This window comes from uncultured Cytophaga sp., from assembly GCF_937863595.1.
GTDB lineage: Bacteria > Bacteroidota > Bacteroidia > Cytophagales > Cytophagaceae > Cytophaga.
On the sequence record NZ_CALMGQ010000067.1, the window covers coordinates 17,563 to 38,432 of the forward strand.

16 protein-coding genes are annotated in these 20,870 nt (G+C 35.1%); 8 read left to right on the forward strand and 8 right to left on the reverse strand.

Annotated elements, in window-relative coordinates; translation table 11 throughout:
* The first annotated feature begins 12 nt into the window (after positions 1 to 12).
* Positions 13 to 906: a redoxin family protein gene (locus tag Q0543_RS06085; RefSeq protein WP_299250421.1), complete on the forward strand. Its 894-nt coding sequence runs from the start codon at positions 13 to 15 to the stop codon at positions 904 to 906.
* Here Q0543_RS06085 and Q0543_RS06090 read toward each other — a convergent pair.
* The 3 genes from Q0543_RS06090 to Q0543_RS06100 all read right to left on the reverse strand — a co-directional run bounded on the left by Q0543_RS06090 (position 896) and on the right by Q0543_RS06100 (position 3,112).
* Entirely contained in the window at positions 896 to 1,414 is a 519-nt protein-coding gene (locus Q0543_RS06090; RefSeq protein WP_299250423.1) for a shikimate kinase, read from the reverse strand. The two genes, Q0543_RS06085 and Q0543_RS06090, sit on opposite strands and share 11 nt — an antisense overlap.
* A 3-nt stretch (positions 1,415 to 1,417) precedes the next feature.
* The gene (locus Q0543_RS06095; protein ID WP_299250425.1) at positions 1,418 to 2,473 is read right to left on the reverse strand and encodes an ABC transporter permease; all 1,056 of its coding nucleotides are present in this window, start codon (positions 2,471 to 2,473) and stop codon (positions 1,418 to 1,420) included.
* Positions 2,474 to 2,557: 84 nt separating this feature from the next.
* On the reverse strand, positions 2,558 to 3,112 hold the full coding sequence (locus Q0543_RS06100; RefSeq protein ID WP_299250427.1) for a DUF1599 domain-containing protein: 555 nt from the start codon (positions 3,110 to 3,112) through the stop codon (positions 2,558 to 2,560).
* 50 nt (positions 3,113 to 3,162) lie between these two features.
* Here Q0543_RS06100 and folP point away from each other — a divergent pair, with 50 nt between their 5' ends.
* Together folP and cdaA are read left to right on the forward strand one after the other, a co-directional pair.
* Positions 3,163 to 4,017, forward strand: coding sequence for a dihydropteroate synthase (gene folP / locus Q0543_RS06105; RefSeq protein WP_299250429.1), 855 nt, complete (start codon positions 3,163 to 3,165; stop codon positions 4,015 to 4,017).
* A 53-nt stretch (positions 4,018 to 4,070) separates the two neighbouring features.
* Positions 4,071 to 4,919 carry a diadenylate cyclase CdaA gene (gene cdaA / locus Q0543_RS06110; RefSeq protein WP_299250431.1) on the forward strand — a complete coding sequence of 283 codons (849 nt, stop codon included), beginning with the start codon at positions 4,071 to 4,073 and terminating at the stop codon, positions 4,917 to 4,919.
* 117 nt (positions 4,920 to 5,036) lie between these two features.
* Here cdaA and Q0543_RS06115 read toward each other — a convergent pair whose 3' ends face one another.
* Complete coding sequence (locus Q0543_RS06115; RefSeq protein ID WP_299250433.1) at positions 5,037 to 5,225, reverse strand: hypothetical protein; 189 nt, start codon at positions 5,223 to 5,225, stop codon at positions 5,037 to 5,039.
* A gap of 372 nt (positions 5,226 to 5,597) precedes the next feature.
* Between Q0543_RS06115 and Q0543_RS06120 the strand changes: the two genes are divergently transcribed.
* Complete coding sequence (locus Q0543_RS06120) at positions 5,598 to 12,311, forward strand: PKD-like domain-containing protein (protein ID WP_299250435.1); 6,714 nt, start codon at positions 5,598 to 5,600, stop codon at positions 12,309 to 12,311.
* 107 nt (positions 12,312 to 12,418) lie between these two features.
* On the opposite strand, the gene Q0543_RS06125 is transcribed toward Q0543_RS06120, so the two are convergent.
* Entirely contained in the window at positions 12,419 to 13,141 is a 723-nt protein-coding gene (locus tag Q0543_RS06125; protein WP_299250436.1) for an RluA family pseudouridine synthase, read from the reverse strand.
* A complete protein-coding gene (panB, locus tag Q0543_RS06130) occupies positions 13,132 to 13,950 on the reverse strand; it encodes a 3-methyl-2-oxobutanoate hydroxymethyltransferase (protein ID WP_299250438.1) in 819 nt (272 codons plus the stop codon). Before panB ends, Q0543_RS06125 begins: the two co-directional genes overlap by 10 nt.
* A gap of 114 nt (positions 13,951 to 14,064) precedes the next feature.
* Between panB and Q0543_RS06135 the strand changes: the two genes are divergently transcribed.
* The 4 genes from Q0543_RS06135 (at position 14,065) to Q0543_RS06150 (ending at position 19,022) form a co-directional block, all read left to right on the forward strand.
* On the forward strand, positions 14,065 to 16,236 hold the full coding sequence (locus Q0543_RS06135; protein ID WP_299250440.1) for a PAS domain S-box protein: 2,172 nt from the start codon (positions 14,065 to 14,067) through the stop codon (positions 16,234 to 16,236).
* 102 nt (positions 16,237 to 16,338) lie between these two features.
* Positions 16,339 to 16,743, forward strand: a complete 405-nt coding sequence (locus Q0543_RS06140; RefSeq protein ID WP_299250442.1) for a response regulator — start codon at positions 16,339 to 16,341, stop codon at positions 16,741 to 16,743.
* A 16-nt stretch (positions 16,744 to 16,759) separates the two neighbouring features.
* Positions 16,760 to 17,725, forward strand: a complete 966-nt coding sequence (locus Q0543_RS06145) for a bifunctional 2-polyprenyl-6-hydroxyphenol methylase/3-demethylubiquinol 3-O-methyltransferase UbiG (protein ID WP_299250444.1) — start codon at positions 16,760 to 16,762, stop codon at positions 17,723 to 17,725.
* 241 nt (positions 17,726 to 17,966) lie between these two features.
* On the forward strand, positions 17,967 to 19,022 hold the full coding sequence (locus Q0543_RS06150) for a WG repeat-containing protein (RefSeq protein ID WP_299250446.1): 1,056 nt from the start codon (positions 17,967 to 17,969) through the stop codon (positions 19,020 to 19,022).
* A 72-nt stretch (positions 19,023 to 19,094) separates the two neighbouring features.
* On the opposite strand, the gene lipA is transcribed toward Q0543_RS06150, so the two are convergent.
* Positions 19,095 to 19,967 carry a lipoyl synthase gene (lipA, locus tag Q0543_RS06155; protein ID WP_299250447.1) on the reverse strand — a complete coding sequence of 291 codons (873 nt, stop codon included), beginning with the start codon at positions 19,965 to 19,967 and terminating at the stop codon, positions 19,095 to 19,097.
* A gap of 95 nt (positions 19,968 to 20,062) precedes the next feature.
* The gene (locus tag Q0543_RS06160; protein ID WP_299250449.1) at positions 20,063 to 20,776 is read right to left on the reverse strand and encodes a hypothetical protein; all 714 of its coding nucleotides are present in this window, start codon (positions 20,774 to 20,776) and stop codon (positions 20,063 to 20,065) included.
* Between the last annotated feature and the right edge of the window lie 94 nt (positions 20,777 to 20,870).

Below are 20,870 nucleotides of genomic sequence, written 5' to 3' on the forward strand. Positions count from 1 at the left end.
TAGCGCTTCATTATGAAAAATATCATATCATTCTTTTTATTTCTAGCATTATTTGGAAACGTGTTGGCCGAACCACTGTCAACGCAATTGACTGTAGGTGATAAGGCACCTGATTTTACAGTTACGGATCCAAGCGGCAAAGCAATTACGCTTTCTAACTTTAGGGGAAAATTAGTTTTAGTGAATTTTTGGACATCCTCGTGCATGCCTTGTCGGGCAGATCATCCTGCGTTGTATAAATTATATACGCTTTATAAAAAATTAGGCTTTGATGTTATAAGTGTATCATTAGATACAAAAAAAGATCAATGGTTACAAGCGATTCGTTCCGATCAAATCTCTTGGCCTAATAATGGTATTGATCTCGCTGGCTGGAATAGTAAATTGGTTGGATTGTATAATTTAAAAGGAACTCCAAGTAGTTTTTTAATTAGTGAGGATGGCGAAATTTTACAGATCAATCAAGATGAAATTGCACTTGAACAAACGGTACATTATTTAATTTTTGAACAACCACGGTTTTATCCTGTAGTTGCTTCTGATAAAATTTATTTTAATGTAATTGCTAAATATGCAGTTGTAGATGGAAATGGTATTGCAGTTTTGAAAGGAAGAGCAAAAGAAGTTGATCTTTTAAAACTTATCCCTGGACAGTATACCATTACGTATGAAAATAAAGAAGGTAGATTTTTAAAAGTTAAACCCTTGGATGTACCTGTAACATTTTATCCAACTAGGGTAGAGGATGTTGTTACTTTATCAAAAGAATCGGATTATTATATTTATAATCAGCGAGGCAAATTGGAGATTAAAGGAAACGGCACTTCAATTGATGTTACGCAATTGCCCTTAGGTGTATATTATCTCTGTGTAAATGGGAATGTAGAATCCTTTTTTAAGAAATAAATTTTTCTTTTTGTAGTCGAGTTAATATATCTGCGAGTTTTAATGTGTTTGTACTAAAAATAAGTGCTGCTTGTTCATAATACGGTGCGCGCTCTTTGTATTTTGATTCTATAAAATCAAAGACTTGTTTATTCGTTTTACCTTTTAACATGGGCCTGTTTTCTCCACCTTGTCCAAATAAACGATTCGTTAATTCTTCTGTTGTTGGGTTAATAAAAATTGTGACGCCATGTTTTTTCATTTCATTCATGTTGTCAAAAAAACAAGGTACGCCTCCGCCTGTAGATACAATGGTGTTTTTTAACTCAAATGTTTGATGTAGGATATCGTATTCTAATTCTCTAAAATAATTTTCTCCTTTATATGCAAATATCTCTTCTATGGTTTGTTTTTCTTTCGCACAAATTACATCATCCATATCGAAATAGGAGTAATTTAATTTTTGAGCAAGCATTTTGCCAAGTGTAGATTTGCCAGAACCAGGGAGTCCTATAAGATAAATAAGCATAATTTATTTGAGTCGTACGCGCGGATCAATCATAGCGTAGAATATATCAACAAAAATATTTGTTATAATAAAGACGAGCGCAACAAAAATTGTAGCTCCCATTACCACAGGGAAATCAAGACTTAATACGGCATTTATAGTTACTGAACCTAATCCTTTCCATCCGAAAATACTCTCTACAAAAAATGCTCCTGCCATTAAAGACGCCAGCCAGCCAGATACTGCCGTAATTACTGGATTAAGCGCATTTTTTAATGCATGTTTAAATATAATGGAATAACTGCCCAAGCCTTTTGCACGCGCCGTTCGAATATAATCTTGTGAAAGCACTTCTAGCATAGAACTACGCGTGAGCTGAATGATAATTGTCATTGGACTTAATCCCAATGTTATGGTCGGTAGTATTAAATTTTTTAATTTCAATTCTCTGTCTCCATAAATGGTATTCTCCCATAAACTACCAGAAGCATTTAATCCTGTATAATCTGAGAGTAAATCTCCAAAAATCATTGCCATCAAGGCACCAAACACAAAGGAGGGCATTGAAATTCCAATAACAGAAAAGGTTATGATGCTGTGATCTAACAAGCTATTTTGACGTAAGGATGCGAATATGCCTAAGCAGATACCAACTATCGTTGCAAAAGCCATTGCCGATAAGGCAAGCCAAAAAGTACCCTCTACATTTTCAACGATAATCTCACTTACTAATTTATTACTTTGAAAGGATCGTCTTAAATATGGTGTTTTCCATACAACTACATTATTACCCACAGTTAATAGTGTCGAATAGCGATATTTCTTCTGATTTTTAGAGGTGTTTTGATGAATGGAAAGTACAGATAAGTCATTGATATAGTGAAATAACTGTTTCCGAATAGGCAAATCTAAGCCGAGTTCTTTGGATATTGCTTCGCGAGTAGCTACATCAGTGCGTTGACCAGCCATCATATTCACTGGATCACCTGGCAAAACGTTGAATATAAAAAATACAACAACTACCGCTCCTAGCAATACTAGAAATCCATATAAAATTCTTTTTATAAGGAATTGAACCATGAAAAACTATAGGATACTAATTAGGATTATTTTCAATTGAGTGTGATTTTTAAATTCACTATTAATTAATGATACAATACTGATTTATGCGACTAAAGGTTTTGCAAAACCCAATTTAATTAGACAAAAAACGGAATAATTTATCATGTCCTGATAATTAGCATCAATTCCTTCAGAAATGAGCGTTTTTCCGCTATTATCTTCAATCTGCTTCACACGTAATAATTTCATTAATATAATGTCTGTTATAGAGCTTACACGCATTTCTCTCCAAGCTTCGCCATAATCGTGGTTTTTTTTCATCAACAAATCAAGTGTTGTGCTTGCATAATGATCGTACAATTCAGCCACTTTTTCAGGCACCAATTCCAAACCATCTGTAGGCATCATTTTCATCTGAATTAAAGCAATGATGGAGTAATTAATGATCCCTTTAAATTCATCTGAAATGTCTTCATCAACAAGCATTGTTCCTTTATCTTGAATAGAACGAATGCGTTGCGCTTTAATAAAAATTTGATCTGTTATAGATGGCAGACGTAAAATGCGCCATGCTGTACCATAATCAGTCGTTTTATCAATAAATACCTTTTTACAACGCGCAATTACTTGTTTGTATTCTTCTGCAGTTTGTTGCATGTGTTTGAATTCGTAAATTGTACTCTATATTCTATAACAATATACATAGCTTGAGAGACTTTAAAGATACATTTTTTTATACAAAAACAACATCCTTTTCTAGAGGAAAACTTCTTGATTGGAGTAAACCCACCATTATGGGTATTTTAAATGTGACCCCAGACTCTTTCTATGACGGTGGTGTAAACAATACATTTGAACGAGCACTTAGTAAAGTGGATGAAATGGTGAAAGCCGGTGTCGATATAATCGATATAGGAGGGTATTCATCTAGAGCCCAGGCAATTGATGTTAGTGAAGAGGAAGAGATAAACAGAGTGATTCCTGTAATTAAAGCCATTCGAGAAAAATATCCAGAATGCATTCTTTCCATTGACACCTTTAGAGCAGCTGTTGCCGACAAAGCACTTGAAAATGGTGTACATATTGTAAATGACATTTCAGGCGGAATGCAGGATGAGAATATGTTTGATGTTGTAGCAAAACATAAAGCTGTTTATTGCATGATGCATATGAAGGGAACGCCTCAAACGATGGTATCACAAGCCGAATATTCGAATCTATTTCTAGAAATAATAGACTTTTTTAATAAACAAATTGCTAAAGCGAGAGCAAAGGGGGTAATAGACATTTTAATTGATCCGGGCTTTGGATTTGCTAAAACAGAGATCCAAAATTATCAATTATTGAAGTATTTGGATGTTTTTAAAGTGCTTGAATTACCTATATTAATCGGTATTTCTAGAAAATCCATGGTTTATAAACCACTTCAGATTAAAAGTACAGAGGCATTAAATGGCAGTACTGTAATACATACCATTGCCTTACAAAAAGGTGCGACAATTATTCGGGTGCATGATGTACAAGAAATCAAGGAAGTGATTAAATTGATCAACAAACTCTAATTAATAAAAGATTCGTATCAAAAAAGCACTGTTTTTTAATACCTTTACGCCACATGAGTTTGCTCTTTAAAATATTCTTTATTGAAGTGTCTTGGATTGATATCTTAGATATTTTAGTCGTTTCAATTATAATCTATAAATTATATAAATTATTAAAGGGAGGGGTAGCGGTTAAAATATTCCTTGGAATTTTATTTACCTACGCTGTTTTTTTAATTGTAAAAGCATCTGGCATGGAGCTGTTGCACTCTATTCTTGGGCAATTTATGGGAGTAGGTTTTCTAGCTGCATTTATTTTATTTCAACAAGAAATTCGAAAATTTTTGCAAATGTTGGGCAAGAATACAGCCCAAAATAATAATTTAATAAAAGACTGGTTTTCAAAAACCAAACCAGGTGCACGTACAGAATTAAATTTGGCACCTATTATAGATAGTGTGAAAATATTTTCACAAACGAATACAGGTGCATTGATTGTATTCGGGAAAACATCCGAATTGCGCTTTTATGCAGAATCGGGAGATAATTTGGACGCAGAAATGAGCAAACGCTTATTGATTTCAATTTTCCAGAAAAATAGTCCCTTACACGATGGCGCAGTGATTGTATCTAATGGTCGCATCAAAGCAGCAAGGTGCATCATTCCAGTTTCTGAAAATGATAAAATCCCTGCTCACATGGGTTTAAGGCACCGTGCTGCAATCGGACTTACTGAAGTTACAGATGCTGTTGTGTTGATTGTTTCAGAAGAAACAGGAAGTGTTTCGATTGCCTATAATGGTGAAATCTATTACAATTTGAATAAAAGTGAAATTAGAGGTAAGCTACGATCCTTTATGTATGATAGCGACGAGCAAATTGCGGATGAAGTGAAAAATATTCGATTTGAAACGTCTAATTAATTAAAAAATAAACGTTCACAATGGTTGTGCCTTTGCTTTTTACAAAGGTTGTGCTTTTTCTTTTCGCCATGGTTGTGCCTTTTCGGCCAACCATTCTCAACTAGCAAAGCATTAAATCTATTTCGAACCATCTTGTAAAAGATACTTCCTTCTAGTTTCATTAATCAAGAATTTTTTTTGTTCCGTGAATGAATTGGGATGCATTTGTTCAAATTCTTCTTTCCAGTTTTGCCAACGACCAGGCTCATGAGCAAAAAAAGCAGCAGAATCAATTTTCTTTTTAATACAATACTCTTCAAAAGTCATCTACAAGGTTACAAAAAATAATTAATAGCTCTGCAAATGATACGTACCTTTTTCCAAAATTGGAATCAAATACAGTTTAGAATATTATTTTTTTTGAAAAAATATATAAAGAGTTACTTTATTGGTTAATAAAGGTATTCATATACTAAATACATCTAAAATATATAAAAACCTTATTTTCAGAGTTGTTTAACGTATTATCAAAGACGCAAATGCAAATAATTGAATAATTAATTGCATTTAATCAATAAAAAACTGGTGTAAGATTAGGTACGAATTCATAATTTATATGTAATTTGGAGCCTAAATATCAGTTTATCAATAGATAGGTGAACTAGATAGTTGAATCAAGAAATCTTTATAAATAATATTATGAAAAAGATTATACTAATTTTCGTTTCCATTTTTTCAATGGTATTTGCTTCGCAAGCAACTGTATTTACGGTAACATCCCCTGCAGATGCTGGAGCGGGTACATTGCGTCAAGCATTGCAAGACATTTCTAACTTAAACACAGGTGTTGGTGGACATGTTATTAATTTTAATGCTGCAATGAGTATTACATTAAGTAGTTCTTTAAACTTAAATGCAGATACAGACTATACTGGACTTACCATAAATGGTTTTGTAGATGCAGTAGCTGGTCCCGATGTAATTATAACAAGCAATAACCTTTGCGGGATAAGAGGGTTTAATATAAATGCTTCTATTACAAATATGAAGTTTTATGGCTTAGTTTTTCAGAATTTAGAATATGGTATTTATTTTAATGCAAGTGCTTCTGGAACTGTAAATGGATCAGAAGTTAAAGGCTGTTACTTTGGAACAAATGTATCTGGCTCTGTTATTCAGAATGGGATTTGTAAATCAGGAATTCTATTTATAGGTGTTTCTTCTGCAACAATTGGAGGACCAAACACAAATTTAGCAAATGGAGATGAAAGTTCTACAAATAACCCAGAAAGGTGTGTATTTGGAGGGACATGTATTGGTGCGGGAGATAATAATAGATATGGAGCTATTCAACTTCAAAATGGTTCTAATAATGTTTCCATTATCAACAATTACATAGGTTCTAATTTGGCAGGAACTGCTGTCTTGCCAATTGGTAACGTAACTAATAAAAAACCTGTAACCCAAAATGGTATTTCTATTGACGATAATCCTTCTTTTAACGCAATAATTTCTAATAATGTAATATCAGGCGCAATAGGTTCTGGTATTAACATTTTTACAAATTCAGCTTCTAGCGGTCACGTTATATCTGGAAATATTATCGGGCTAAATCCTGCTGGAACATTAGGATATAATGTTACAACGCCTGCAAGTTCATTCGGAAATCAAGCCTCAGGTATATATATAAGAAATGCGTCTAACGTTACTATTGGTGGAAACTCTGCTATCACCCGAAATATTATTTCTGCAAACGGTGGTGCAACACATACGTGGCCTGATCCCGGTTGTTTTGCTTCTTGGAATGATTATAATCAAATTGCAGTATATTTGGAATGGTGTACAAATAGTAAAATTTCTGGCAATTATATAGGAACAAATGCTTTAGGAACATCGAGTGGTATAGGTACAAATAACATTTTTGGTAATAGATCAGGAGGTATTAAAATTGTAGGTGGAAGTACTGGATCAAATAACAATATAATTGGTGGCGCAAATCCTGGAGAAGGAAATGTTATTAGTGGGAATGGATATTTATGGGGAACTTTTGCTCTTGGATCTTGTGGTTCTTTAAGTGGCATATCTACTGGTCATGGTGTAGTTTTACAATATGCAGATTGTAAAAATACAAGTATATTAGGTAATTATATTGGCTTAACTTCAGACGGTGTTTCGGCTTTAGGAAACGCTACTTCAGGTATTGATGTTCAAGGTGCTTCTAATACTACTATAGGTGGATCAAGTGTTAGTGCAAGAAATTATATTTGTGCAAATCAATTTGGTATAACTTTACAAGAAGATTTTGATGCCGCATCTCACAATGCTGCTGCTAATACAATTGTCGCAGGTAATTACATAGGATTAAATAAGAATTCAGCCGCTGTTGGAAATGGTGTTTCTGCTACTTTCACTGAAGGAGCAGGAATTGTAATACAGAAAGGAGCTAACTTGAGTACGATTGGTTTAGCAGTCGCTGGGGGCGGAAATGTTATTTCAGGAAATCGTTCTGGAATAATTGTTAGAAATGCAGAAGGTGCAGGCTCAAATACAGGTCCTGCAAAAAACAATACCATTCAAAATAACATTATTGGCCTTGACCCAACTGGATTATCGGCAATACCTAACACTTCAACTACTGCTGGGTATGGTTATGGGATACAAATAGAAGTGGGTACAGGTTCTGCAACAAATACTATTCCTTTCGCAAATATAATCGGTGGTACAGGTGCAAACCAAGCAAATACAATTTCAGGTAATCAAAAAAGTGGTATTTATATAGCTAGTGCAGTTGCTGTCACAGCTTCAACAGCAAACAGTATCATTGGAAATAATATTGGTACGAACAGTGTTGGTACGGGAAGTTTTGGTAATACATTACAAGGTATTGAAATTGTTAACGTAAGTAAAACAGCAATTACTTCTAACGTAATTTCTAGTAACAAACAAAATGGTATCTCGCTAACAGGAAGCACGACAAATACAATTCAATTAAATACGGTTAGTACGAACTCTGTAAATGGTATTTACTTAAGTGGTTCTTCTTCAAATGATATTTCAAGTAATACAGCAATTAACTCAAATGGAGCTAACGGTATTGCTTTAACAGGCTCTTCTTCAAATACGATTAAATCAAATACAATTAGTTCAAATACATCAGATGGTATTGCTTTGGCAAGTGCATCAGCATCGAATATTATGGATTCGAATATACTAAACACGAATGGTGGTAATGGAGTAACTGTAACTGGATCAACATCTATTAACAACTCAATCCATAAAAACTCTTTTAGCTGTAACGTAGGTAGGGGTATTGTACTTGCGGGTGGTAATAATAATTACGCTGCACCAACAATTGTTGGAACTCCAACACAACTGGTATTTACTGGCGGTTCATTTATTGAAGTATTTCAAACGGACGGTTGCGCAACATGTCCTGGTGATCCTACACGTTTACAAGGTAAAACGCTCGTTGCTTCAGGAGCATCTCCATTTAGTTTTACAACAGGCTTAGGTTTTGATAAAACGAAAACATATACTGCTACTGCTTCAGCTGGCACGGCTGGCTCAGCACACAATACCTCTGAGTTTTCTCAGTGTTACACAGTATGTCAGAACCCAACATCCGTAACGATTACTGGTTCTCCTTTATCATTCTGTACAGGTGGTTCTGTTACATTAACTGCAAAAATAGTTGGTGGCTCAGGCACTGAAAAGTATATTTGGACACTTGATGGTTCAGTTACTGGTGGAAATACTGCATCAATTTCAGCGAACGTTGCAGGTTCATATAAGGTTGAGTATAGTTCTACAACAACATGTTCCACTACTACTTCTGAAGCTGCAATTGTTGTAATTAATCCAAGACCAACCATAACATCTGTTGCGACAGGAACAGTTTGTAGCGGTGTCGCTCAAAACTATACGATTACGAGTAGTATAGCTTCAACATTTACATGGACAAGAGCAGCGGTAACGAATATTACTTCAGCAACTGGTTCAGGGTCTACGAGTACAATCACGGAGATTTTAACGAATTCAACTAACGCTCCAATTGTTGTAGAATATTTAATTACACCAACATCAACTACGGGTTCTTGTACAAGCACAACTCCATTTAGTTATAAAGTAACTGTCAATCCAATGCCAACTGTAACATCTGTTGCAACAGGAACTATTTGTAGTGGCGTTGCTCAAAACTATACGATTACAAGTAGCGTACCTTCAACGTTCACATGGACAAGAGCAGCAATAACGAATATTGCCCCAACAACTGGTTCTGGCTCTACGAATAAGATCACGGAAACATTAACGAATTCAACGAATGCTGCTATCGATGTTGTTTATTTGATCACCCCAACATCAAACACAGGATCATGTGTAAATGCAACGCCATTTACTTATACTGTAACAGTGAATCCAAAACCTTCCATAACATCTGTTGCAACTGGAGCTGTTTGTAGTGGTGTCGCTCAAAATTATACAATTACAAGTAGTGTTCCTTCAACATTCACATGGACAAGAGCAGCGGTAACAAATATTACACAGAACACAGGTTCTGGATCTACAAATACGATCAAGGAAACATTAACGAATTCAACGAATGCTCCAATTGATGTTGTTTATTTGATCACACCAACATCAAACACGGGTTCATGTGAAAATGCAACGCCATTTACATATACTGTAACTGTTAATCCTAAGCCAAAAATCACATCTGATGCAGCAGGAATAGTTTGTAGCGGTGAAGCTCAAAACTATAAAATTACAAGTAGTGTACCTTCAACGTTCACATGGACAAGAGCAGCTGTAACCAATATTACTTCTGCAACAGGATCTGGCTCAACAAATACGATTACGGAAACATTAACCAATTCAACGAATGCTCCAATCGATGTTGTTTATTTAATCACTCCAACATCCAACACGGGTTCATGTGTAAATGCAACGCCATTTACATATACTGTAACTGTTAACCCTAAGCCAAAAATTACATCTGTTGCAACAGGAACAGTTTGTAGCGGTGTGGCTCAAAATTATACGATTACCAGTAGCGTACCTTCAACGTTCACATGGACAAGAGCAGCTGTAACCAATATTACTTCAGCAACAGGATCTGGCTCAACAAATACGATTACGGAAACATTAACCAACAGTACAGCATCACCTATTGATGTTGTTTATTTGATTACTCCAACATCAAACACTGGTACATGTGTAAATGCTACGCCATTTACTTATACTGTAACAGTGAATCCAAAACCAACCATAACATCTGTTGCAACTGGAATCGTTTGTAGCGGTGCTGCTCAAAACTATAAGATTACAAGTAGCGTACCTTCAACGTTCACATGGACTAGAGCAGCAGTAACGAATATTACTTCAGCAACTGGTTCTGGCTCTACGAATACAATCTCGGAAGCATTGACCAATGGTACAACATTACCAATCGATGTAGTGTATTTGATCACACCAACATCCAACACAGGTTCATGTGTAAATGCAACGCCATTTACGTATACAGTAACCGTTAATCCTACGCCAATTGTAACGGATAAACCTGCTTCTATATGCAGTGAACAAACGTTCACAGTTACTCCAACTGGTGTAGCTGTAGGAACTACATATACGTGGACGGCACCTTCTGTTACAGGGAATGTTACTGGAACATCTGCTGAATCATCACAGGTTTCTATCAGTCAAACGTTAAAGAATAATGGATTAACAGATGCAACAATTATATACACTGTTACACCAAGTTCTGGTGCATGTCCAGGAAATTCATTTAAAGTAACAGTTACAGTGAAGCCGCAAGCAGGTGTTGCAAATCAGCCAAAAACAATTTGTAGTGGAGAAGAATTTAAAGTAGAACCAACAAATGTACCAGCTGGCACAACTTATACGTGGGCAGATCCTACTAGAGCTGGTGTTACAGGAGGTTCTGCAGAAGGAACACCACAGACTCTAATTAAGCAAACCTTAACTAATTCTGGTAATGTAGCTGGAACTGCGACATATATCGTTACACCATCTTCAAGTTCTTGCGGTAGTTCAACGTTTTTGATTACAGTAACAGTTAATCCGAATCCAGTGGTTACTTCATCAGCTACAGATAATGTGTGTAGTGATTCTCCACTTACGTATCCTATAGGTAGTAATGTTGCTTCTGGATATACTTGGACACGTGACTTGGTAACAGGAATTAAAAATGATGCTGCTTCTGGCACATCAAGCCAAATTTCTGAAACACTTAAAAATACTACTACATCAGCGGTAGATGTTGTATATATCATTACACCAACATCTACTTCAGGATCTTGTTTAGGTGATGCGTTTACATATACTGTAACCGTGAATCCAAAGGCTGTTGTATCTGTTACCGCATCTGGACCAACAGCAATTTGCTCTACAGGGTCTGTAGATTTAACAGCGGATGCTATTGGTTACACGGGTGGTTCATACGAATGGTTTAATGGAACAACTTCAATGGGGTCTACAAACCCAATAACAGTAAGTTCTGCAAGTAACTATACAGTTGTTTACACGGGCACTTCTACTTGTAAAAGTGATCCAAGTGCAGGTGTTTCAATTACGATAGCTCCAAACAACTCACTTGCGGCAGCCGGAATTGACTTCTCAACGTGTTTGGGATCAGCTTCTTTAGAAGGGAATATTCCGGATTTTGGTTTGGGTGCTTGGTCTGTAGCGACTGGCTATACTGCAACCATTATTCCTGGTTTGGATCCAACAAAAGTAGACGTAAGCGGACTAATTGATGGTAATTCATATAAATTTGTCTACACTGTCTCTGGAGAAGTTTGCGGAGGTCCTCAACGCGATACAATAGAAATACATGCTGGTTTAACGGGCTTATTAGTTAATGCAAGTGGTCCTTCTGATACCTTATGTGTAACTAAGAATAGAAATTTATTTGCTCAAGCTACTGGTGGTTCTGGCAGCTATACTTATGTATGGATAAGTTCTGACGCTTCTTTCAGTACAAAAACAACAGATAAAAATATTGTAGTGAAACCAATCAATGATGAAACAATATACACGGTATATGTTTTAGATAATAAAAATCCAGGTTGTAGAACAAACGATGCAACGGTTAAAGTGGATGCAGTTAAATCTCAAAATCTATACATTCCGAACTTAATCACACCTAATGGTGATGGTAAAAACGATGTATTCTTTTTAGCGGATGTAAATACTGGGTTCCCAATGATACAGGAAGGTTCACATGTTGAGATTATAAACCGTTGGGGATCTAAAGTATTTGAAGCAGATAATTATGATAATAAATGGATACCTACAGATGTTACAGATGGTATGTATTATTACCACGTTACTTCTTCTTGTGGCAATAAAGAATATAAGAGCTGGTTGCAAATATTGGGTAATAACAAAAACTAATTGCTCTCAAACCCTATAAAATAAAAAGGTCTCGTTTCATACGAGACCTTTTTATTTTATAAACTTTTAAATTGGAGGTGATATTTACAACTCAATTTGTGTAATATTTATGCGAAGGCATTCCAAATAGCATCCTTTGGGGTAGATGCTTTCAACTCCATCATAATGCCAGTTACAGGATGTTCAAATTTTAATTTGTAGGAATGTAAGCAAATACCACCATCACTATTGCTTCTAGGTGCTCCGTATTTTAAATCGCCTTTGATTACGCAATCAATGGTTGCCATTTGACAACGTATTTGATGTGACCTACCTGTTATGGGTTTTACTTCTATTAAAAAATAACGGTCACTCGCTTTTAAAAAAGAATACGAAAGTTCACAATATTTACTTTCTTTGACTTCATTTTTATGTGCTTTTGCAATATTTCGTTTGCTATCTTTTGTTAACCAATGCGTCAATTTCCCTTGTGTTTCAAGAGGCTTTGAACCAGTTATCATGAGATATGTTTTTTGTATTTTTTTATCGGCAAATTGTTTGTTCATGCGCTCTAAAGCCTTGGATGTTTTTGCTAAAAGTACCAAACCACTTACTGGGCGATCAATTCTATGTATCACTCCCGCGAATACATTCCCAGGCTTATTATACTTTTTTTTCAAATACTCTTTTACATGCTCCGATAAAGGTTTGTCGCCAGTATTGTCTCCTTGAACAAGCACACCATTTTTTTTATTGACAGCTATTAAGTGGTTGTCTTCAAAAACAACACTAAAAAAAGCGTCAAAATCGTCAATAGGGTCAAATGTTGAATCAGATGCGTCTAGTAACATTCGTTTGCATTTGGGAAATCGGTAGACTTAACATCTTCAATATAGGAAGTAACGGCTGTGCTAATCACAGATTGTAGATTTGCATATGTTCTTAAAAAACGAGGATGAAATTCGTTATTAATACCCAACAAATCATGTGTTACCAAAACTTGTCCGTCTACGTCAGAACCTGCGCCAATACCAATAGTAGGTATTTGCAGCTTTCCAGTCACAATTTTGGATAAAGAAGCAGGGATTTTTTCAAGTACCAAACCAAAACAACCGCTTTCTTCTAAAATCAATGCATCGGCAATGAGTTTGTTCGCTTCTTCTTCTTCTTTAGCACGCACAACATAGGTCCCAAATTTATAAATGGATTGAGGCATTAAACCCAAGTGGCCCATTACAGGAATACCTGCACTAATAATACGTAATACGGATTCTTTAATTTCAACGCCACCTTCCATTTTAACGGCATGGGCACCCGATTCTTTCATGATCCGAATGGCACTTCTTAAGGCTTCTGACGAATTTCCTTGATATGAACCAAAAGGTAAGTCTACAACAACTAAGGCTCTGTTAATGGCACGTATAACAGAGGAAGCGTGATAGATCATTTGATCCAATGTAATGGGTAAAGTTGTTTCGTGACCAGCCATTACATTGGAAGCAGAATCTCCCACTAAAATAACATCTACACCAGCAGCATCTAATATTTTTGCCATGGAAAAATCGTACGCTGTCAACATAGCGATTTTCTCACCACGGTTCTTCATTTCTTGAAGTTGATGCGTTGTTACCTTTTTAATATCACTTTTTGAAGCAGACATATCAATGTTGTAAATTTTTCATGAAATTACTATTATTTTTTCAATCAATAGGTTATTATTGGAAGAACATAACGAATTATGTTCACCAGCTTTTTTTAATAATACTTTTATCATATGCCACAAACGATTGATTTTCTGACATTGTATGTAAATAAGTTGGGAATATGCGAATATGCAGATTCAAATACTACGCTTTTTGAGGGTTTAACAACAAAAAAAAGTATTGAAGATATACATGTTGACCAACTTTTCAAAGAATCTAAATTCTATGCACCCATCGTAACTTGGTTACAACGTGACACGAATGAATTTTGGGAAGATATTATTGAAGATGTATTTAAATCGTTTGTCGTATCTATTCAACCTATCAAAATAAATACCATTGTTGCTGCTGTTACAATCAGAACATCCATTATTACGCGTAAACTCGATCAATTAAAATATCAATATGAATCTGCTTTAGAAAATGCCAATGTTGGATTATGGGTATGGATTGATGTAGACAAGGATCAATCATGGTGGTCGGATTCATTTTATGAATTACTAGGCTACGAAATAGATGAAATTAATCCAGGTGTTGAAGCATTTAGTAAGTTGATTCATCCCGAACAAATAGAAGATTTTACCGCAATAATGAAATCTTTTTACGAACGTCAAGCAAACTATCAGAATTCAAATCAAACAAATCTTGAAATAAAAATGCGAACTAAAAGTGGTTCGTATAAATATCTATTATTTACTGCCAAGTTTGCTAAAGTGAATAATGCTATTCGTTTTTCAGGTACGGTTGTAGATATTGATTTGTTGAAAAAAATTGAAATCGAGTTGCAACAAAGAGACGAACAATTGCAATTATCCATGGAAGCCGCTAATATGGGAACATGGACGTGGAAAATAGATTCGAATGAAGTGATCTGGTCGGATCATTTATTCGAAATATTTGAAGTAGAGAAAAATTGTTTTGGCGGAAAATTTGGAAGCTTTTTGAAAATAATTTCTAAAGAAGAACGGATCTTTGTCAAGGAAACCATCGAAAATACAATGCTGCAGTGCGAAACACATTTTTCATTTAAACATTCCATAACTTGTCCTGATCTATCTCAAAAAATATTATTTTCTAAAGGGGAAATATTTTATAAAAAAGGAAAGCCACATAGGATGATGGGTATTGTGCTAGATATCACTAAAGAAAATTCTTTACAGAAGTTACTAGAACAAACACAAGAGCGCTATAAAATAGTTTTTGAGTCAATGACAGAGGGTGTTCTTATTGTTGATATGAATGAAACCATTGTGGACCATAATATTGCTGCTGCAAAAATTGTTGGATATGAAGATGACATGTTAATTGGAGAAGAGTTGACATATGGGGATGGTGTTGCTATTAAAGAAGATTTCTCTAATTTTCCTACTGAAGACTTTCCAGGTATTAAAACCATCCGTACGGGTAAAGGATTCAGAAATGTAGCCTTAGGTTGGATAAAAACATCCAAAGAATTAGTGTGGTTGAGTATTAATTCCGAGCCTATTTTAGACCAACAAGGCATGCAAATTGGGGCTGTATGCACCTATATTGATATTACTGAAAGATATACAGCAATTTCGAAGTTGAAGATGAAAAATAGGCAACTTGAAGACTTTGCGCATATTACTTCGCATAATCTACGTTCGCCTATCAGTAATTTAAGCATTTTATTAGATTATTATGAAACGTCTACTAGTGAAGGGGATCGTAAAGAATATTTTGAAAATTTAAAGCATGTTTCAACAACGTTATTATCTACAATACAGGTTTTAGCCGAATCATTAAAAATTCAGAAAGATTTTATCGACGACGAATGTGAAATTTCTTTTCAAGAAGTTTTAAATAATGTGCTAAAACTGTTGTCTGGGCAAATAAAAGAAGCGAATGCTAGTTTTGACATCGATTTTGAAGGGTGTAAATCTATAACTTACTCTAAAACGTATTTAGAGAGTATATTTATTAATTTAATTTCCAATGCAATTAAATATCGATCTAAGAGTCGCCAACCAATTATTCAAGTAAGAACAAGCTATTCTGAACAGCAGCAACCGACATTAACTGTTACAGATAATGGAGTAGGGATAGATTTAAGTAAGAATAAAGAAAAAATATTTGGATTATATAAGACGTTTCATGCGAATAAAGACTCCAGAGGGGTTGGATTGTATATGACAAAAAGACAAATTGAAACCCTAGGGGGTACTATTTCCGTATCAAGTCAAATAGATGTTGGTACAACATTTACAGTTCAATTTAAATAATTATTTTTATAAATTTTTATTTGAGTTTTAGTTAACCGGTATTTTAGAATGATAATTAAATTCAGAAATGAATATAATTATCTTGAATGAAAGAAAATTATTATGAAAGACAAAGCAAGAATTTACATTATCGATGACGATGAAATTTTTCAATTCATTACGCGAAAATCATTTGAACGTCTAGATCGGAAAGACGAGTTATTCTTTTTTTTAAATGGAGAAGATGCATTACGCTCAATTAAAGATTCGATAGCTTCAGGAATAGAATTACCAGAACTTATTTTTCTAGACATTAATATGCCAATTATGGATGGATGGGATTTCCTGACTGAATTGCAAGTATTAATTGATTCGGCAGTAAACAAACCAAATATTTATATGGTTAGTTCTTCTATTGATGATAAGGATTTAATTAAGTCTAAAAAGTATTCTATGATTAAAGATTACATCGTCAAGCCAATTAAAGACGTGCATATCAAAGAAATACTAACGTCTTTAGAAGCATAATTTGTATTGACAATTCATGATTGAAATTATTGATCCCGTCACATTAAACCTCTTAAAAGAGACTCAATTTGGATTAAGTGATGAAAGTGGTAACGTTGTCTACCCTATATTAAATGGTGCATACAGATTGGTATCAAATAACAATTACACGTCTAATTTTGGGATGGAATGGAATGCGTTCCAAAAAACGCAAATAGATAAATTTTCTGGCAATACGGTTTCAGAAAATCGGTTGTTTGCTCAAACGAATTGGCCTAAAGATGGCTTACAAAATCAAACGGTATTAGAAGTTGGGAGCGGGGCTGGTCGCTTCAGTCAAATTATATTAGACCATACAAAAGCAACACTCTACTCCGTTGATTATTCAACGGCAGTAGAGGCTAACTTTCGCAACAACGGCCCGAACGAACGATTGAAATTATTACAAGCAAGTATTTACGATTTGCCTTTTAAAAAACACTCTTTCGATAAAGTTATTTGCCTTGGCGTTTTGCAACACACGCCTGATGTGAAAGCATCTGTAAAAGCTTTGGTTGAAATGGTAAAACCAGGGGGTGAGTTGGTGATAGATTTTTACCCAATCAAAAACATTCTTACAAAAGTACATGGTAAATACATCTTGCGTCCATTTTTAAAACGCATGAACCACGACCGCATGATGGCCTTGATTCGAAACAATATTGATTCCTTGATTTCAATCTACAAATTTAATAAACGTATTGGTTTAGGAGTATTAAATCGATTTGTACCAATCTGTGAAATTGATAGAACGCTACCCGCTGGTATGGCGGAAGACCAATTAAAAGAGTGGATTATTTTAGATACGTTTGACATGTTTAGTCCTGCGTACGATCAGCCTCAACGATTATCAACGGTATCAAATTGGGTAAAAGAATTTGGGCTGGTCGATGTGGATGCTTCTTGGGTGAAGTATCATGATAATCTAGAAGCAGCGACTGTTAGAGGTCGGAGACAACTATAATATCAAACCATTGATTCAATACAAAAGGTTTTAGTGCAGATTTTATTTTTATTCTTCTAATTACATTATAAAAAAGTAATTAGAAGAAGGACTACAAACTAGCCTATGAAATAACTACTACACTTTCGAAAAATACTCTTTTGAATAGAAAATAAAAAAGGATTGTGTACTTTAATGGTTTGATGACAATCAAGAAATCTCAGGATTCTAAATAAAAAACAAATACCAATCCAAATAAAAAATGAAACGTTTATTAATTTTAAATTTCCTTTTACTATGCATGATTTCGTTTCATGCATCTGCACAAACGTATGTAACGCAGGTGAAAATTAAAAATGGAAGATGGGGATATGCCAACCTTAAAGGAGAAATAATTATACCTGCAACGTTTCGGAAATGCTTAGAATTTACGGGCAATCTTGCTATTGTTTTTGACGATGAAGCGAAACAGTATTATTTCTTAAATATAAATGGAAAAAGAGTTCGGTCGGAGCTTCCAAAATTTACGATTCAAGGGGGATATTATAGTTTTGGTGGCAGTCTTTTTGCAGATGGACTGCTTGCGGTAGAAAATGGCAAATGGGGATATTTAAATAATTTTGGAAAAGTGGCAATCCCAGTTCAATTCGCTGAAGCAAGTGTATTTAATGGAGGTTATGCAACAGTTAAATTGAAAAATGATTATTTTGTTATTGATACTGCAGGAAACAAAACGGCCATAAATGTTAAGGTCATAAATGGGTTAAACCATTTTTCTGAAGGGTTGGCATCTTATAGGGATGATAAAGATCATTTGGGTTTTATTAATCATGAGGGGCTTGTGAAAATACAACCAGAATTTAAGAGTGTAGGATATTTTGTTGGAGGTGTTGCCTGGGCTAAAACATTACAAAATAAAGTTGGTTATATTGATTCATTAGGAAAGTGGATTGTTCAACCGAATTTTGATGAAGCACATGATTTTGATCCAATGAGTGAACGTGCTCGCATTAAAATTGGAGAGAAATCAGGTTACACGAATATGTTAGGGGAAGTTTCATATTTGGATACGGATAATTATTCAGATTATAGTGAAGGATATGTGATAGGAGAAAAGAATGCTAAGTTTGGGTTTCTCAATGCAAAAGGCGAATGGGTTATTTCAGCCCAATTTGACGGATTGAGAAGTTTCAAAAATGGCTATGCAGCCGCTAAATCAGGTGAGAAATGGGGTGTAATTGATAAAGAGGGGAAATGGATTATGGCACCGCAGTTTTATGGAATTAGAGATATGGAATTGGTCTATGGTTCAAATTAAAATGAACGAATCCCAATAAAAAAACCAACTCATGCCGAGTTGGTTTTTTTATTATAGTGAAATACAAATTACTTATATATGTTTTTCTGCATGGTACGAAGAACGCACCAATGGTCCAGACTCTACATAGTTCAAACCTTTTGACAAGCCGATTTCTTTATACTCCGCAAATAAGTCGGGGTGAATATATTCTGCAACTTCTAAGTGCATTTTTGTAGGCTGTAGATATTGACCCAAAGTAAGCACATCTAAGCCATGTGCAACCAAATCATCCATTGCTTTCAAAACTTCGTCTTTGGTTTCGCCAATGCCAAGCATAATACCTGATTTGGTGCGTTTGCCAAAATCTTTGATGCGTTGAATTTCTTCTAAGCTTCTACTGTACTTAGCTTGTGGACGAACTCTGCGATATAAGCGTTCTACCGTTTCCATATTGTGTGAAACAACTTCTTGTCCGCCGCTAATCATACGCTCTAAAGCTGCCCAATCCGATTTCACATCAGGGATTAATGTTTCAATCGTTGTTTGAGGACATTCTTCCTTAACACGAACTACTGTTTGGTACCAAACTTCGGCGCCTTTATCTTTTAATTCATCTCTGTTTACAGAAGTTATCACACAATGCTTTACATTCATCAAACGTACTGCTTCAGCAACGCGTTTGGGCTCGTCTGTATCGTATTCTGTAGGTTTCCCTGTAGCCACAGCACAAAAGGAACAACTACGTGTGCAAACGTTTCCTAAGATCATAAATGTTGCGGTGCCAGCACCCCAACATTCGCCCATATTGGGACAGTTCCCACTCTGGCAAATGGTATGTAACTTATGTTCGTCTACCAAAGCACGTAATTTTGTATATTCTTTTCCGATGGGTAATTTAACACGTAACCAATCGGGTTTAGATTTGCGGTCGGAGGAGGAGGGTACTACTGGTAATTCAATCATGATTTTTGGAATCTACTGATACAGTTCAAAGGTACTAAATCTAGCCTTTTTTTTTGTTTTTAAACATAAAAAACCTCTAAATGGTTTGCTAAACCCTATTTTCTGCCACCGTAGAAAATATTAAGATATACTGAACTGAAAAACTGATTGTTATGGAATGAACCTCCAGTATAAGTAGGATCAATAGGTGCTTCCATCATAACCATCTTTTTTGCAAAAGCTTCAAACATAAAACCTACTTCGATACCCGTCACTTTATTGGTGAAATGTCCATATTCAAAGCTAAATCCTGTTTTAACGTGTAATCCAGGAACTACTTTTGTACTGCCTAAGCCTGTTGTGTATCCTGGAGAGTTAACAACAAGGTTTATGTTGGGTGTAGTTACTGGGTCGTAAGGAACAATTGCGGTTGTGCTTCCTGTAGAATATTCAATGTAATAAGGAGTTAGGCAACCAAAAGAAAGACCTCCATTCAAAATGAAATCCAATTGTACGCCATCTTCATTGCCTTTGTGAAAAAGAACAAATTCTCTTCCGTAACTCGGACGTATAACAACTAAGTGGTTTTTTTTGTAGGCAATAAAAGACCCACCGCTTTGATTCGCATAACGTAACTCTTTTGGATGTTTTACAATACCTAAACCCAGAGAAAAATTATGAAATTGATCTTTTTTATTTCGAACAAGCTTGCTGTATCGAATCATGCCACCCCCAATTAAACCTGCATTGGTATTGAAATTCAAGCCAAATAAAAATTCTTTTTCGTATTCAATTTCACCCTCTCTTTGAGCAAATGCGTCTACTGACAAAAGGAGTATTAGTAGGAATAAACAAGTATTTTTTATTTTCATAACGTAGTCTTCCCCTAAATTTAGTAATTTTCCTTACAACGATAAAATATAT

Coding starts and splice junctions, on each gene's coding strand:
- Q0543_RS06100 (WP_299250427.1), bottom strand. CDS start 3,112: ATGCAACAAACTGCAGAAGAATACAAACAAGTAATTGCGCGTTGTAAA.
- Q0543_RS06150 (WP_299250446.1), top strand. CDS start 17,967: ATGAAACGTTTATTAATTTTAAATTTCCTTTTACTATGCATGATTTCG.
- Q0543_RS06145 (WP_299250444.1), top strand. CDS start 16,760: ATGATTGAAATTATTGATCCCGTCACATTAAACCTCTTAAAAGAGACT.
- lipA (WP_299250447.1), bottom strand. CDS start 19,967: ATGATTGAATTACCAGTAGTACCCTCCTCCTCCGACCGCAAATCTAAA.
- Q0543_RS06135 (WP_299250440.1), top strand. CDS start 14,065: ATGCCACAAACGATTGATTTTCTGACATTGTATGTAAATAAGTTGGGA.
- Q0543_RS06095 (WP_299250425.1), bottom strand. CDS start 2,473: ATGGTTCAATTCCTTATAAAAAGAATTTTATATGGATTTCTAGTATTG.
- Q0543_RS06125 (WP_299250436.1), bottom strand. CDS start 13,141: ATGTTACTAGACGCATCTGATTCAACATTTGACCCTATTGACGATTTT.
- Q0543_RS06115 (WP_299250433.1), bottom strand. CDS start 5,225: ATGACTTTTGAAGAGTATTGTATTAAAAAGAAAATTGATTCTGCTGCT.
- cdaA (WP_299250431.1), top strand. CDS start 4,071: ATGAGTTTGCTCTTTAAAATATTCTTTATTGAAGTGTCTTGGATTGAT.
- Q0543_RS06120 (WP_299250435.1), top strand. CDS start 5,598: ATGAAAAAGATTATACTAATTTTCGTTTCCATTTTTTCAATGGTATTT.
- Q0543_RS06140 (WP_299250442.1), top strand. CDS start 16,339: ATGAAAGACAAAGCAAGAATTTACATTATCGATGACGATGAAATTTTT.
- Q0543_RS06090 (WP_299250423.1), bottom strand. CDS start 1,414: ATGCTTATTTATCTTATAGGACTCCCTGGTTCTGGCAAATCTACACTT.
- panB (WP_299250438.1), bottom strand. CDS start 13,950: ATGTCTGCTTCAAAAAGTGATATTAAAAAGGTAACAACGCATCAACTT.
- Q0543_RS06085 (WP_299250421.1), top strand. CDS start 13: ATGAAAAATATCATATCATTCTTTTTATTTCTAGCATTATTTGGAAAC.